The following is a 13901-nucleotide window of genomic DNA, read 5'->3' on the forward strand; positions in this document are numbered from 1 at the left end:
TGCTGGAAGCGTCCGATTCGCCGCGAATGATACTGACCTGTCCAGAGTGCGCCACCAGCTATTTCGTGGATGATTCACGCATCCCCGAAGCCGGCAGGACTGTGAAGTGCGCCAGCTGCGCCCATCGGTGGACCGCCAAGCGCGAAACCGGCGAATTCACCTCCACCGATCCGGAGCCTGCCGTCGCGCCTGCGCCGGTGGCGCCGGCCGCGGTCGCCGATCAGCCCGCCGCCGCCGCGCCGCTGGACGCCGACGATCTGGAGATCGTGGCCGTCGAGGCGGAGCCGAGCCGCCGGCCGCCGCCGCGCCCCGCCGCCAACCCGCGCGGCGACACCAAGGGCAAGGTGCTGACCCTGGCCGCCGCCGCCGTCCTGGTCGTGGCCCTGGTGGCTGGCGCCATCCTCTTCCGCAGTCAGGTCGTGCGCCTGTGGCCCAAGAGCCAGGCCGCCTATGCGGGCCTCGGCATGCCGGAGAACAGCGTCGGTCTGGTGATCGAGGGCGTCCACGCCGAGCCCACCTTCCTGGGCGGCCGCCCGGTGCTGTCGATCACCGGGGCGATCCGCAATGTGAAGGAGGCCGCGGTCAACGCGCCCTCCATCCGCGTCAACCTGCTGGACCGGGCCGGCAAGGCGATCTCCGCCAAGATCGTGCGGCCGATCGATCCCAGGGTGCCGGCCGGCGCCACGCGCCACTTCGCCATCGCCATCACCGACCCGCCCGCCAACGCCCGCGACCTCGAGGTGGTCTTCGAGACCGCCGGCCGGCAGAGCGCCACCGCGCCGGTCGCCATCGGTCCAGCGGCGCCGGTGGAAGCCCAGCCCTTGCCCGCGGGCTCGCCGGAATCGCTTGCCGAACATGGCTGACCCGACGGTCCTGCTCCCCGAAGCGGAGATCGCCGAGCGCGTCGCCAAGATGGCGGGCGTCATCGCTCCGCGCGTCGACGACGAAACGGTGGCCGTCTGCCTGCTGACTGGCGGCCTGTGGTTCTGCGCCGACCTGACGCGCGCCCTGGCGCGGCTGGGCCGCAACCTCAGCTTCGACGCGCTGTGGCTCGCGTCCTACGGCGACGAGCGCGCCAGCCTCGGCCGCTGCGAGGTGCGCGCCGACCTGCAACGGCCACTGCACGGCCGCAAGGCGCTGATCGTCGACGACGTCTTCGACACCGGCCTGTCGCTCTCCGAAGCCGCCCGCCTGGTGCGCGACGCCGGCGCCGCGGAGGTGCTGACCGCGGTCTTCGCCCGCAAGCCCTGGCCGACGCCGCGCGCCATCGAGCCGGACTTCGTCGGCTGGGAGGCCCCGGCCCGCTTCCTGGTGGGCTACGGCATGGACGCCGCCGGGACCCTGCGCGGCCTGCCCTATGTCGGGGCGCTCGATTGAGTTCTTCGGGAGTGGTGATCCTGACGCCCGAGCTGGAGCCGCGGATCGCCGATCTGCGGGCCGTCCACGATCCCGCCGCGCGCCAGGGCATGCCCGCTCACGTCACGCTCCTCTATCCGTTCATGGATCCGGTGAAGCTCGGTCCCACCCAGCGGGGCCGCCTCGCGGAGGTCTTCCGCGGCGTCCCGGCCTTCGATCTCAGCTTCTCGCGCATCGGCCGTTTCCCCGAGGTGCTATGGATCGCCCCCGAGCCTGCGCAGCCGCTGCTGGCCATGGTGCGCGCCATCGCGGCGGTGTTTCCGGACTATCCGCCCTATGGCGGCCAGTTCGAGACGATCATCCCGCATGTGACCGTGGCGCATGGCGACGGGCTTGACCTGGGGGCGCTGGAGCCGGAGGTTCGCGCGCGCCTCGCCACGCCGGTCGTCCAGCGCGTGGACGGCGCCTCGCTTTTCACCACCATCCGTCGCAAGTGGCGGGAAGTGGATCGTTTCCTTTTGGCGTAAGCTGGTTGGCCTTAGGGCTGCCGCATCCGTGCGGCTCGGCTTGCGCGCTTGTTCGATATCCTGGAGCGACGACGACGTGATCAAGACTTCCGCCGCACTGATGCTGGGACTGCTCCTCGTGGGTGGCTGCAGCGGCCAGCCCAAATCGACCGCGAGCAGCGACCCCTACGCCGGCCTCGACGACGCCATCCGCAGCTGGAAGACCGAGGTCGCCGCCAGCGACATCAGCTGCAAACGCGCGCCCGCCGGCTCGAAGTGCGAGATGTTCGACATCTCCTGCAAGGCGCAGCGGACCATCACGCCGCAGGACCAGGCCAAGGGCGTCACCGCCAAGCTGGTCGCCGACATGAGCTGGTCGGGCTACGACGACAAGGGCGCCCCCACGCCGGCCTCGGCGGCGGCTCTGTTCACCCGAGCCAAGGGCGTCTGGGCCCGCACGCAGACCAAGGCCGTGGATCCGGTCGGCTGCGCGGACCTGGCGTCGAAGTAGCCACCCCAATTGCCGTCATCCCGGGCTGTTCTCGGGACCCGGCGCCGCCCAGCGGCCATTGCGACGGCGGCGATGGGCGGCGGCGCCTGTCACCGGTAGTCATCTTTTTGATGCCTGGAGCCGTGGCTGCGCGGACCCACCCGCCTACCCTGGCGGTCACGGCTCGCGCGGCCGGGTCAGCTTTCGGCCCTGGCCAGCGCCGGCCCGGTCGACCGGAGAGCAGCCATGCGCCATCTATCCGCGCTGATCGTCGTAGCGGCCCTGGCCGCCAGCGCCGCCGACGCCCACGCGTACCGGCCGCCGCGCACCGCCTACGGCCAGCCCGACCTGCAGGGCCTGTGGACCAACTCCGCCATGACCATGCTGGCGCGGCCGCCGATGATCAAAGGCCTGGTCCCGACGCCCGCCGAGGCCGCGGCGTTCAAGACGATGTTCCTGGGCTTCCTTGGCAACATCCTCAGCACGGCCCCCATCGATCCCAACAAGCCTGCGCCCGATGTCGCCAAGGCGGTGGAGAACACCGAATACTTGGAGATGGACCTCAACCTCGCCCGCGTCGGCGGCCAGCTCCGCTCGTCATGGATCGTGGAGCCCGCCGACGGGCAGATCCCGCTGACCGACGCCGGCAAGGCGTTGGCCAAGACGATGAGCAGGGGCAACCAGTACGACGGGCCGGAGGTGCGCCCGATGACCGAACGCTGCGTCACCGCCATCGGCTCGCCCGAGGGGCCGCCGATGATGAACACCGGCTTCAACGCCAACTACCAGATCGTCCAGACCCGCGACCATGTGGCCATCGAGGTCGAGATGAACCACGATGTCCGGATCATCCGCCTGACGGACCGCGCGCATGGGCCGGCCGCCGTGCGGCGGTGGATGGGCGACTCGGTGGGCTGGTGGGAGGGCGACACCCTGGTCGTGGAGAGCACCAACTTCCACCCGCAGGGGACCTTGATCGGCGGCGTGTTCGGGGTGTTCGCCTACCGGCCGGACTCGATCGTGCGCGAGCGGTTCACGCGAACCTCCAAGGACGAGATCCTCTATGAGTTCACGGTCGAGGATCCGGTGATCTTCTCCAAGCCCTGGCGCGCCGAGATGTCGTTTCGGCCGACCAAGGGCCCGATCTATGAATACGCCTGCCACGAAGGGAACTATGGCGTCGCCAACGCCCTGGCCGGCGCGCGCTACCAGGAACGGCAGGCCGCCGCCGAGGCTGCGAAGCCCGCGCCGGCCGCGAAGCCGGGCGCCCCGCGGTGACGGACAGTCCGACGATGCGCGCCGCCGTGATACCGCGCTACGGCTCGCCGGACGTCGTGCAGATAGGCGACGTGTCAAAGCCGGCGCCCGCAGCGGGAGAGGTCCTGATCCGCGTCCATGCGACGACGGTCAATCGGACGGATGACGGCGAGCTGCGACCCGGCATCCTGGGGCGGCTGTTCTTCGGGCTTACCCGGCCGCGCCGCACGATCTTCGGCCTCGACGTCGCCGGCGTGGTCGAAGCCGTGGGCGCCGACGTCATCGCGCTCAAGCCGGGCGATCGCGTGTTCGGCATGTGCCCGCACCAGGGCAATGGCGCTCAGGCGGAATACGTCTGCGTCCCCGAGAGCGGCCCCATCGCCCTGATGCCGGCAGGCCTGGGCTTTGCAGACGCCGTGGTCTGCGAGGGCGCCTACTATGCCGACAGCGGGCTGAAGAAATTCGACGTCGGGCCTGGCCACAAGATCCTGATCTACGGCGCCTCGGGGGCCATCGGCTCCTCTGCGGTGCAGCTTGCGAAAGCCCGTGGCGCGGAGGTGACCGCCGTCGTCGCCACGCGACATCTGGAGCTGGCCAGGTCCCTCGGCGCGGACCGCGTCATCGACTACACGGCGGAGGACTTCAGCCGCCTCGGCGAGCGCTTCGATTTCGTCTTCGAGGCGGTCGGGAAGACCAGCTACCTTCGGTGCCGCAGACTGCTGAAACCCAAGGGCAGGTTCATGGCGACGGACGCCGGACCCTGGGGGCAGTACCTGCCGCTGCTGCTGTGGTCGGCGATCGCCAGGAACGACCGAGTCGTCGTGCCCCTGCCGCCCCGGGGCGGGGGCCACGCGTTTGTCGCGTTCCTGAAGACCCGCATGGAGGCCGGCCAGTTCCGCGCGGTCGTCGATCGAACCTATCCCCTGGACGCGATCGCCGACGCCTACCGCTATGTCGCGGCGGGCCAAAAGGCCGGCATCGTCGTGATCGAGGTCGTCGCGGACGACCCGCTCGAAGCCGCTCAGGCCCGTTGAGTGAATTCAAGCTGCCGGCCTCGACGAGGCCGTCCGCCGCTGGAAGACCGAGGTCGCCGCCAGCGACATCAGCTGCAAGCGCCGGCCGGCTCGAAGTGCGAGATGTTCGACATCTGCCCAGAAGGCGCAGCGAAGGATCAGGCCAGGGGCGTCTGGACCCGCGGCCAGACCAAGCCGGTGGTCCGGCGACGGCTGGGAGATCGTCGTGTTCCGCAACATGATCCCCTTCGAACGCCCGGTCGCCGGCCCGGTCGAGCTGCGGGTGCGTGAGCAGATGGCGCAGGCCTGACGCGACGAGCTACAGCCACGGCGCCGGCCGCTCGCGGGCCAGCATCTCCTCGTAGCTCTCCCGGGGCCGGACCACGGCGAACTGGTCGTCCTTGACCAGCACCTCGGGGACCAGGAGGCGGCTGTTGTATTCGCTGGCCATGGCCGCGCCGTAGGCGCCGGCGGTCATGAAGGCCACCAGGTCGCCGGCCTGCATCGGGGCCAGGGCGCGGTCGCGGGTGAAGGTGTCGCCGGTCTCGCAGATGGGACCGACCACGTCGTAGGTCACCGGCTCGCCGTCGCGCGGCGCGACCGGGCGGATGTCGTGATAGGCGTCGTACATGGCGGGCCTGAGCAGGTCGTTCATCGCCGCGTCGAGCACCAGGAATTTCCGGCCTTCGGGACGTTCGTTGACGTGCTGGACGCGGGCCACCAGCACGCCCGCGTTGGCGGCGATCACCCGGCCCGGCTCGAAGGCGAAGGCGATGTCGAGACCCTTCATCACCCGGCCGATCATGGCGGCGTATTCGGTCGGCCCGGGCGGCGTCGGCATGTTGAAATAGGGCACGCCCAGCCCGCCGCCGAGATCGAGCCGCTCCACGGAAAGGCCCTGGCCGCGCAGCCGTTCGACCAGGCCGCGCATCTTGGTGAAGGCCGCCTCCATGGGCGCCAGGTCGGTAATCTGGCTGCCGATGTGACAGGCGACGCCCACGGGCATGAGGCCCCCGGCGTTGGAGGCGTTGGCATAGAGCCGCTCGGCCTCGGCGAAGGAGACGCCGAACTTGTTCTCCGCCTTGCCGGTGGAGATCTTGGCGTGGCCGCCGGCCTCCACGTCCGGATTGACCCGGATGGCGATGCGGGCGCGGACGCCCAAGCCCTGGGCCACCTCATCGACAAGCTTCAGCTCCGGCTCGGATTCGACGTTGATCTCGGCGACGCCGGCCTTCAGCGCGAAGGCCACTTCGCCGGCTGTCTTGCCGACGCCGGAGAAGACGATTCGCTGCGGCGGCACTGCGGCCGCCAGCGCCCGGCGGACTTCGCCCTCGGAGACCACGTCGGCGCCGGCGCCCAGCTTCGCCAGCGTCTTCAGGACCGCCACGTTGGAATTGGCCTTCACCGCAAAGGCGATCAGCGGCTCGCCGAGGCCGGCGCCCTTCAGGGCGTCGCGCAGCACCGTGTAATGCCGCTCAAGCGTCGCGGAGGAATAGACGTAGACCGGCGTCCCCACGGCCTGGGCGATGCGGCTCAAGGGCACGCCTTCGCAAGCGAGCTCGCCCCCGCGCAGCTCGAAGTGATTCATCGGGAAAGGTTCATCTCGGGGGGTTGGAATAGGGATCGGCCAGCGCGCCCTGCGGGCCCGAGGCGGTCGGATTCTGGCCCGAGCCGGGGATCGGCAGGGTGCGCGGCGGCGCCGGCGAGGCGCTCTGGTCCCGGGGGTCGATGGTGGCGGTGGGATGATTGGGATCCTGCGCCTGGCGCGGCTGGTTGCCGGCCCCGGCGCCATGGCCGCCCAGGCCCATCTGGGCGCAGCCGGCGAGGCCGCCGCTCAGGGCCACGGCGGCGAGCAGGGCGGCGATCGGGGCGGAGGTCGGACGGCTCATGGGAATCTCCTGCCCAAGCTCACTGCGGGGTGGGGGGCGGCGGCGCCACCGGTGCGGGCGACGCCGGCTGGTCCTGGCCCGGCGTGCTGTTGGGATCGCGCGGATCGACCGTCGTGACTGGCCGGTTGGGGTCCTGGCGCTGGCCGGGCTGGGCCTCCGCGGTCGGATGGCCGAACATCGGGCCGGGGCGCTCCAGGGAGCCCAGCTTCCCGCAGCCGGCCAGACCGGCGCTGAGCGCGCAGGTCGCGGCGATCGCAGCGGCGGCGGCGAACAGTCGCCTCATCCCAGGATTTCCTTCCAACGCTGGATCTGGGCCCGCACCTGGTCCGGCGCCGTCCCACCATGACTTACACGGCTGGCGACCGAGGCTTCCGGCGTCAGCACCTTGTAGATGCCCTCTGTGATCTTCGGTTCCAAGGCCTGAAGTTCGCAAAGCGGCAGCGAGGGCAGGTCGCAGGCGAGCTGTTCGGCCCGCTTCACCGCCGCGCCGGTGATGTGGTGCGCCTCGCGGAACGGCAGGCCGAGCTCTCGAACCAGCCAGTCGGCGAGGTCCGTGGCGGTGGAATAGCCGGCGCCGGCCGCTCTCGCCATGTTTTCGACGATGGGCTGCATGTCCGCGACCATGCCGGCCATGGCCGCCAGCGAGAGTTCCAGCGCGTCGAAAGCCTCGAAGGTCGGGACCTTGTCCTCCTGCATGTCCTTCGAATAGGTCAGCGGCAGGCCCTTCATGACCACCACGAGCTGGGTGAAAGAGCCCAGGAGCCGCCCGACCTTGGCGCGCACCAGCTCGGCCGCATCCGGGTTCTTTTTCTGCGGCATGATCGAGGAGCCGGTGGTGAAGGCGTCGGTGAGCCGGATGAAGCCGAACTGCGGCGTCATCCAGATGACGATCTCCTCCGCCAGCCGCGACAGGTGGGTGGCGCAGATGGTGGCCGCGGCGAGCGCTTCCAGCGCAAAGTCGCGGTCGGCGACGCTGTCCAGCGAATTGGCGGTCGGCCGATCGAAGCCCAAGGCCTCGGCCGTCTGGCGCCGGTCGATCGGGAAGGGCGAGCCGGCCAGCGCCGCGGCGCCCAGCGGGCTTTCGTTCATCCGCGCCCGCGCGTCGGCGAACCGCGAGGCGTCGCGACCGAACATCTCCACATAGGCCATCAGATGGTGGCCGAAGGTCACCGGCTGGGCGGGCTGCAGGTGGGTGAAGCCGGGCATCACCGCATCGGCGTGCGGCTCGGCCTTGGCGATCAGGGCGCGCTGCAGCGTCTTGATCTGGGCGCCGGTCCGGTCACAGGCGTCGCGCACCCACAGGCGGAAGTCGAGCGCCACCTGGTCGTTGCGCGAGCGCGCCGTGTGCAGCCGCCCGGCCGCCGGCCCGATCAGCTCGGTGAGGCGGGCCTCCACGTTCATGTGGATGTCTTCGAATTCCTCGCGGAACGGGAAGGTCCCGGCCGCGATCTCGGCTTCGATGGCGTTCAGGCCCTGCTGGATCGCCGCCTCATCCTGGCTTGATATGACGCCGACTTTACGCAACATCGCCGCGTGCGCACGGGACCCCGCCAGGTCCTGCGCCGCGAGCCGGCGGTCGAAGCCGATGGAGACGTTGATCGCCTGCATCAACTCCGCCGGCTTCTCGGAGAAGCGGCCGCCCCACATCGCCTGTCCAGCAGCGGCTGGGGGCTTTTGGGCGTCAGAGGATGAGTCTGTCATATGAGCGATCAATCCGCGGCCAGGCCCAGGGGCGGGCTTCTCAAATGGGCCCTCTGGGGCGCCGCGCTGATCGGCGTCGCGGCGGTTATCTACATCATCGCCCAAGCTTCGACCAAGCCGCCGCCGCAGACCGTGGTCTCCGTCCCGGTCCCTGTGGCGAGCGAGACGCACGATGTCGCCAGGAAGCTGGAGCACCCCGCGGACGGCCAGGCGCCGCCCGCCTACGCCTTCCACGACGCCCGCGGCAAGACGCTCAGGCCGGCCGATTTCAAGGGCAAGGTGGTGATCATGAACATCTGGGCCACCTGGTGCGGGCCCTGCAAGATCGAGATGCCGACGCTGGCCAAGCTGGCGCAGCAATATGCCGGCCAGCCCGTCCAGGTCGTGGCGGTCTCCATCGACAAGCCCGAGGAGCTGGCGGCGGCGAAGGCCTTCATCGCGGCCAATGCGCCGCTGGGCTTCTACAACGATCCCGAGGCCAAGCTGCCCTGGGCCCTGAAGCCGGCGGCGAGCGGCATGCCCACCACCCTGATCCTCGGCAAGGACGGCCTGGAGCGCGGCCGCATCTCCGGCGAGGCGGACTGGTCGGGCCCGGGCGCCAAGACGGTGATCGACAAGGTGCTGGCGGAGTAGGGGCGGGTCCTAGGCGACGATGCGCGCCTTGGCGCGGGCTTCGGCCTGCAGGGTCAGGGTGCGCAGCAGGCCCACCAGGGCCATGCGCGATTCGCCGTTCAGCCGCTCATAGGCGGCCAGCAGCTCCACCGCGCCCGGCGTCCGCATCCGGGCCAGCATGTCGATGTCGGCCGGCGACTCGCGGTCCGGCGCGTCCAGCACCTCCAGCAGATCGACCACCCGGCAGCGCAGCGCGCGGGCGATCTGCACCAGGCGCGAGAAGGAGATGCGGTTCGCGCCGTTCTCGTATTTCTGGATCTGCTGGAAGCTGATGCCGCACTGTTCGGCCAGCGCTTCCTGCGAAATTCCCAAGGTCTTGCGCCGCAGTCTCACCGCCGCGCCCAGCGCAATATCCATAGGGTCCGGCGCCTTGGCGGATCGCTCAGCCACATGTCTCTCCCATCGGCCGAGCGTTCTTTTGGGGGCGAACAGCCCCCGCGCTCTGACCGCCGCAGCATAAAGCGAATGTTTCCGGTTTGAAAAGAGCGTCGTTACGCGAACTGCAACCGAAGCCGCGCTGCCGAGTTGCCTTGGCCATGGCGGAGGAAGCGCGAGCCGGGCTGGAAACCCATGCGCCCCAAGGGGAAGCGCAGCCCTACGAGGCGCCCCCCTCGCGGCTGGGGATCGTGCTGGCGGCCCTCGTCGCGGCCGCGGCCTCGGCAAGCCTCGCCTGGTGGTTCGCCGTCCCCGACCGTTCGGCCGACATCGCCGCCGTCCCGGCCGCCGCGCCCGCGCCGCCGCCGGCGGCGGCCGCCCAACCGGTGCGCTACGACGCCGCCGATCCTGATGCGAACCAGGTCCGACGGGCCTGGGCCGACGTCAGGCAGGCCTACAGCACAGGCGGGCCCGAGGCCCTGGTGCGGGCCTCCCAGGCCTGCGCCGGCGCCGTGCCGGCCGCCCCGACGACCCTTGACTACTGCCTCGCCTACGACATCTACGCCGCCGAGGTGGCGCCGGGGGACGGATCGCAAGGTCAGGCCGGCTGGTTCAGCGGCTCCGGCGACCGCGGCCTGGCCCTGGCCCGCAGCGCGCTGCCGGAGGGCGTCGACGCCCACAACCGCCTGGCCCAGGTCGCCGCCCTGACCACGGCCGTCCTGCCCAAGGCGAAACCGCCGCAGCCAAGGATCCAGGCCGTGCACGCGCGGCCGCCCGCCGCCCGGCCGCACCTGTTGAGGGCCCGCCACGTCCGCCACCCGGTCGCCCCCAGGCCGAAGCTGCTGAAGGCCAGCGTGCGCCATCGCCCCGCGCCGCGGCCGCTCTTTGCGACCCAGCCGCCCGCCCGACCCTTCACCTTCCGGCAGGCCGCAACCCTGGACGACGTCCTGAGCCAGTCGCCGCCCGGCGAACCCCTCGACCCGCCGCACTGAACAGGCCGGTTAAGCTCTTGGTGACCGAGTCACCGCCGAACTCGGCCTCACCCGAGCGGTGATTCCGAAAAGGCCCCATGCGCGCAAGAGCTTCCCATCTGCGGTTCGACCACGGCGCGGCCCTGCGTGTGCCGCCGCCCGGCGATGCGCGGAACTGGCAGACGCTGTGGACCTGGCTCGGCGAGGACGCTTGCTCGGTCGCCGAGGCCGCCGCCGTCCAGGTGCGGACGCCGGAGGGGCCGGTGGTGGCCCACAGCGGCGACTGGATCGTGCTGTCGGTGAGCGGTGATTTCCACGTGGCCCACACCGTGCGGACCTGCGACGCCTGAGCGCCTATCTCGGGCTTGCAACCGGCGCGTGAAGCGCGCTCAATTCCCGCTAGAGAACAACAGGATTCGGGGAGGAATCCATGCGTATGCTCGTCATCGCGACGGGTCTCGCCGCCGCCATGGGCCTGGCCGCGTGCCAGCAGTCCCATAGCGACGCCACCGAGGCGCCGGCGCCCAAGAAGGACCTTGGCCGCTCGCAGGTCATGTACCAGGGTCAGGAACCGGTGCTGAAGATCGACACCGCCGTCGTCGAACCCGGCAAGACGCCCGACAGCGTGGTGCTGAAGGTCACCGGCGATGTGCCCGGCCCCGGCTACAGCGACGCGGCCTTCCTGCCGCGCATCTATCCGGCCCCGCCGCCCGATGGTGTCTACGAGGTCGATGTCGTGGCCACCAAACCGGCCGGCGCCATGGTCGCCCAGCCCACCCAGATCGAGGTCGCCCACGCCTGGCCGAACTATCCGGCCGCGCACCTGAAGGCGGTGCGTTTCATGGCCAAGGGCAACCAGGTCATGGCCACGGTTCCGGCCGCCAAGCCCGCGGGCTGAAACCGGCCAAGCTGGCGCCATCCATCGCTCGTCAATAGATAGGGCTTAAAGGAAGCCGCCGCGGACGCACGTCCGCAGGGCACATCCTGAAGGCGCACGGATGGCTGAGAAGGCCGCGTTCTATTCGATCCACAGGCACGGCTTCGTCCGCGTCGCCGTCTGCGCGCCGCGCGTCTGCACGGCCGATCCGGCCGGCAATGTCGCCGAAACCCTGGCGCTCGCCCGCCAGGGCGACATCGAATCCTGCGACCTGATGGTCTTCCCCGAGCTTGGCGTCTCGTCCTACGCGCAGGACGACCTGCACCTGCAGGACGCCATCCTGGAGCGCGTCGACCAGGGCCTCGCCGAGATCGCCAAGGCCAGCCGCAAGCTTAAGCCGGTGCTCGTCGTGGGCGCCCCGGTCCGCCGCAACGGCCGGCTCTACAACTGCGCCATCGCCATTCACCGCGGCGCCATCCTGGGCGTCACGCCCAAGAGCTTCCTGCCCAACTACCGCGAATATTACGAGAAGCGCTGGTTCGCCTCCGGCGTCGGCCTCACCGGCCTGGAGGTGCAGATCGGCGGCCAGACGGTCCCGTTCGGCGTCGACCTGGTGTTCGAGGCGACGGACCTCGCCGACTTCATCTTCCACCTGGAGATCTGCGAGGATTTCTGGGCCGCGACCCCGCCCTCGACGAGGGGCGCGCTGGCCGGCGCCCTGATCCTCTGCAACCTCTCGGCCTCGAACATCGTGGTCGGCAAGGCCCTTGAGCGCGCCATGCTCTGCGCCTCGCAGTCGGTGCGCTGCCAGGCGGCCTACCTCTATGCCGCCGCGGGTCCCGGCGAGAGCACCACCGACGTCGCCTGGGACGGCCAGGGCAGCGTCCATGAACTGGGCGAACTGCTGGCCGAGACCGAGCGTTTCCCGGCCAAGCCGCAGATCGCCGTCGCCGATGTGGACGTCGAGCGGCTGCGGCTGGAGCGCCTGCGGACGCCGACCTTCAACGACGCCGCGACCGCCGCCGGCCACCCGGAGATGACCTTCCGCCGGGTGCGCTTCGAGCACGCGCCGCACATGGCCGACGTGGGCCTGATCCGGCCCATCGACCGCTTCCCCTTCGTGCCCAACGATCCGACGCGGCTCGATCAGGACTGCTACGAGGCCTTCAACATCCAGGTGCAGGGCCTGGTCCGCCGGCTGCAGCACACCAAGAGCGAGACCATCGTCATCGGCGTCTCGGGCGGCCTCGATTCCACCCACGCCCTGGTGGTCGCCGCCAAGGCCTGCGACGCGCTGGGCAAGCCGCGCTCGGCGATCGCCGCCTTCACGCTGCCCGGCTTCGCCACCAGCGACAAGACCAAGGCCAACGCCTGGGCCCTGATGAAGGCGATCGGCGCCACGGCCGAGGAGATCGACATCCGCCCGGCCGCCGAGCAGCTGCTCAAGGACATGGGCCACCCCTTCGCCAAGGGAAAGCCGGTCTATGACGTGACGTTCGAGAACGTGCAGGCGGGGCTTCGGACCGACTACCTGTTCCGCCTGGCCAACCAGCGCAAGGGCATCGTGCTCGGCACCGGGGACCTCTCGGAGCTGGCGCTCGGCTGGTGCACCTATGGCGTCGGCGACCAGATGAGCCACTACAACGTCAACGGCTCGGTGGCGAAGACCTCGATCCAGCACCTGATCCGCTGGGCGGCCAGGACCGGCCAGTTCGACAAGGCGACGTCGGCGACCCTGATCTCGGTGCTCGACACCGAGATCTCGCCCGAGCTGGTGCCGGCCGATGCGACGGGCGCGATCCAGTCCACCCAGGCCATCGTCGGGCCCTACGAGCTGCAGGACTTCAACCTGTTCTACGTCACCCGCTATGGCCTTAGGCCCTCGAAGGTCGCCTTCCTGTCGTGGCAGGCCTGGAAGGATGCGAAGGCCGGCGACTGGCCGCCGAACTTCCCCGCCGAGGCCCGCAACGCCTACGATCTCGCGACCATCAAGAAGTGGCTCAAAGTCTTCCTCGTCCGCTTCTTCGAGACGAGCCAGTTCAAGCGTTCCGCCATGCCCAATGGGCCCAAGGTGATCTCCGGCGGCAATCTCTCGCCCCGCGGCGACTGGCGCGCCCCCTCCGACGCCACCGCCCGCACCTGGGTGGACGAGCTGGACGCCAACGTTCCCGACTAGGCCGGCCGGGTGCGCAGGCGTCCCTCGTAGTCGCGCTTGCCGATCGGCACGCCGCGCGAGCGCAGGATGTCGTAGGCGGTGACGGCGTGGAAATGGAAGTTGGGCAGGGCGAACGACAGGATGAAGGTCTCCGAGGTGAAGGCGAGCCTGCGCGGACCGATCTGCAGGTCGAGGTCCTTGCCGGCCCAGCCATCGACCTCCCCGGGGTTGAAGGCCTCCAGCGCCGTCACCGCCTCGCCGATCATCGCCTGAAGGGCGGCGAAGGGCATCGAGCCGATCAGGGCGGGCGGGTCGAACACGCCGGTCTTCACAGCCTCCATCCCCCAGACGGCGTGGTGCGACAGGGCTTCGATCTGGAAGTGGAAGGGCGCCATGTCCTTGTACAGGCGGGCGTCCACGAAGTCGTCCGGATCGGCGCCGGTCTCGACGCAATGCCGCGCCGCGCGCTCGAGGAAGCCTCCGACCGCTGTCACGGTCTGCAGGAAGGTCGGCACGCTGAGCTCGTAGAAGGAGGTGGCCATTGGCATCCGCGGTCCTGTGGCCGGCATTGTTGCCATGCGGACTCCGCCCTGTCGTGGCGGACGCGCGAACTTTCCTTGGGCTCCGCTCGTTGTGACG

17 protein-coding genes are annotated in these 13901 nt (G+C 70.2%); 11 read left to right on the plus strand and 6 right to left on the minus strand.

What is annotated here, in order from left to right:
• Positions 1 to 26: 26 nt before the first annotated feature.
• The 6 genes from VGT80_RS03500 (at position 27) to VGT80_RS03525 (ending at position 4643) form a co-directional block, all read left to right on the plus strand.
• On the plus strand, positions 27 to 863 hold the full coding sequence (locus tag VGT80_RS03500) for a DUF3426 domain-containing protein (protein WP_327452930.1): 837 nt from the start codon (positions 27 to 29) through the stop codon (positions 861 to 863).
• Entirely contained in the window at positions 856 to 1377 is a 522-nt protein-coding gene (locus tag VGT80_RS03505; protein WP_327452932.1) for a phosphoribosyltransferase, read from the plus strand. Before VGT80_RS03500 ends, VGT80_RS03505 begins: the two co-directional genes overlap by 8 nt.
• Positions 1374 to 1883, plus strand: a complete 510-nt coding sequence (locus VGT80_RS03510) for a 2'-5' RNA ligase family protein (RefSeq protein ID WP_327452934.1) — start codon at positions 1374 to 1376, stop codon at positions 1881 to 1883. Before VGT80_RS03505 ends, VGT80_RS03510 begins: the two co-directional genes overlap by 4 nt.
• Positions 1884 to 1959: 76 nt before the next feature.
• On the plus strand, positions 1960 to 2373 hold the full coding sequence (locus tag VGT80_RS03515; RefSeq protein ID WP_327452936.1) for a hypothetical protein: 414 nt from the start codon (positions 1960 to 1962) through the stop codon (positions 2371 to 2373).
• A gap of 225 nt (positions 2374 to 2598) precedes the next feature.
• Entirely contained in the window at positions 2599 to 3630 is a 1032-nt protein-coding gene (locus tag VGT80_RS03520) for a hypothetical protein (RefSeq protein WP_327452938.1), read from the plus strand.
• Positions 3631 to 3644: 14 nt separating this feature from the next.
• Positions 3645 to 4643, plus strand: coding sequence for an NAD(P)-dependent alcohol dehydrogenase (locus VGT80_RS03525; RefSeq protein WP_327452940.1), 999 nt, complete (start codon positions 3645 to 3647; stop codon positions 4641 to 4643).
• A 298-nt stretch (positions 4644 to 4941) separates the two neighbouring features.
• Here VGT80_RS03525 and lysA read toward each other — a convergent pair whose 3' ends face one another.
• From lysA to argH, 4 genes are read right to left on the minus strand one after another with little or no spacing between them, the layout of a single operon-like run.
• Entirely contained in the window at positions 4942 to 6210 is a 1269-nt protein-coding gene (gene lysA, locus VGT80_RS03530) for a diaminopimelate decarboxylase (protein WP_327452942.1), read from the minus strand.
• 10 nt (positions 6211 to 6220) lie between these two features.
• A complete protein-coding gene (locus VGT80_RS03535) occupies positions 6221 to 6511 on the minus strand; it encodes a hypothetical protein (RefSeq protein ID WP_327452944.1) in 291 nt (96 codons plus the stop codon).
• Positions 6512 to 6530: 19 nt separating this feature from the next.
• Positions 6531 to 6794 carry a hypothetical protein gene (locus VGT80_RS03540; protein WP_327452946.1) on the minus strand — a complete coding sequence of 88 codons (264 nt, stop codon included), beginning with the start codon at positions 6792 to 6794 and terminating at the stop codon, positions 6531 to 6533.
• Positions 6791 to 8212 carry an argininosuccinate lyase gene (gene argH, locus VGT80_RS03545; RefSeq protein WP_327452948.1) on the minus strand — a complete coding sequence of 474 codons (1422 nt, stop codon included), beginning with the start codon at positions 8210 to 8212 and terminating at the stop codon, positions 6791 to 6793. The genes VGT80_RS03540 and argH overlap by 4 nt, the downstream gene beginning before the upstream one ends.
• Here argH and VGT80_RS03550 point away from each other — a divergent pair, their 5' ends adjacent.
• Positions 8213 to 8845 (plus strand): TlpA disulfide reductase family protein, encoded by a 633-nt coding sequence (locus VGT80_RS03550; RefSeq protein ID WP_327452950.1) that lies wholly within the window; start codon positions 8213 to 8215, stop codon positions 8843 to 8845.
• Positions 8846 to 8854: 9 nt separating this feature from the next.
• Here VGT80_RS03550 and VGT80_RS03555 read toward each other — a convergent pair whose 3' ends face one another.
• On the minus strand, positions 8855 to 9274 hold the full coding sequence (locus VGT80_RS03555; RefSeq protein ID WP_327452952.1) for a helix-turn-helix domain-containing protein: 420 nt from the start codon (positions 9272 to 9274) through the stop codon (positions 8855 to 8857).
• Positions 9275 to 9420: 146 nt separating this feature from the next.
• Between VGT80_RS03555 and VGT80_RS03560 the strand changes: the two genes are divergently transcribed.
• From VGT80_RS03560 to VGT80_RS03575, 4 genes are all read left to right on the plus strand, one after another.
• The gene (locus tag VGT80_RS03560) at positions 9421 to 10251 is read left to right on the plus strand and encodes a hypothetical protein (protein WP_327452954.1); all 831 of its coding nucleotides are present in this window, start codon (positions 9421 to 9423) and stop codon (positions 10249 to 10251) included.
• A 77-nt stretch (positions 10252 to 10328) separates the two neighbouring features.
• Positions 10329 to 10580, plus strand: coding sequence for a hypothetical protein (locus VGT80_RS03565; protein ID WP_327452955.1), 252 nt, complete (start codon positions 10329 to 10331; stop codon positions 10578 to 10580).
• An 80-nt stretch (positions 10581 to 10660) separates the two neighbouring features.
• Positions 10661 to 11128 (plus strand): hypothetical protein, encoded by a 468-nt coding sequence (locus tag VGT80_RS03570; RefSeq protein ID WP_327452957.1) that lies wholly within the window; start codon positions 10661 to 10663, stop codon positions 11126 to 11128.
• A 100-nt stretch (positions 11129 to 11228) separates the two neighbouring features.
• Positions 11229 to 13283 carry an NAD(+) synthase gene (locus VGT80_RS03575; protein WP_327452959.1) on the plus strand — a complete coding sequence of 685 codons (2055 nt, stop codon included), beginning with the start codon at positions 11229 to 11231 and terminating at the stop codon, positions 13281 to 13283.
• On the opposite strand, the gene VGT80_RS03580 is transcribed toward VGT80_RS03575, so the two are convergent.
• Entirely contained in the window at positions 13280 to 13810 is a 531-nt protein-coding gene (locus tag VGT80_RS03580; protein ID WP_327452961.1) for a DUF1993 domain-containing protein, read from the minus strand. The genes VGT80_RS03575 and VGT80_RS03580 overlap by 4 nt on opposite strands.
• Positions 13811 to 13901: the final 91 nt, after the last annotated feature.

Source organism: Phenylobacterium sp., assembly GCF_035944335.1.
Lineage (GTDB): Bacteria > Pseudomonadota > Alphaproteobacteria > Caulobacterales > Caulobacteraceae > Phenylobacterium.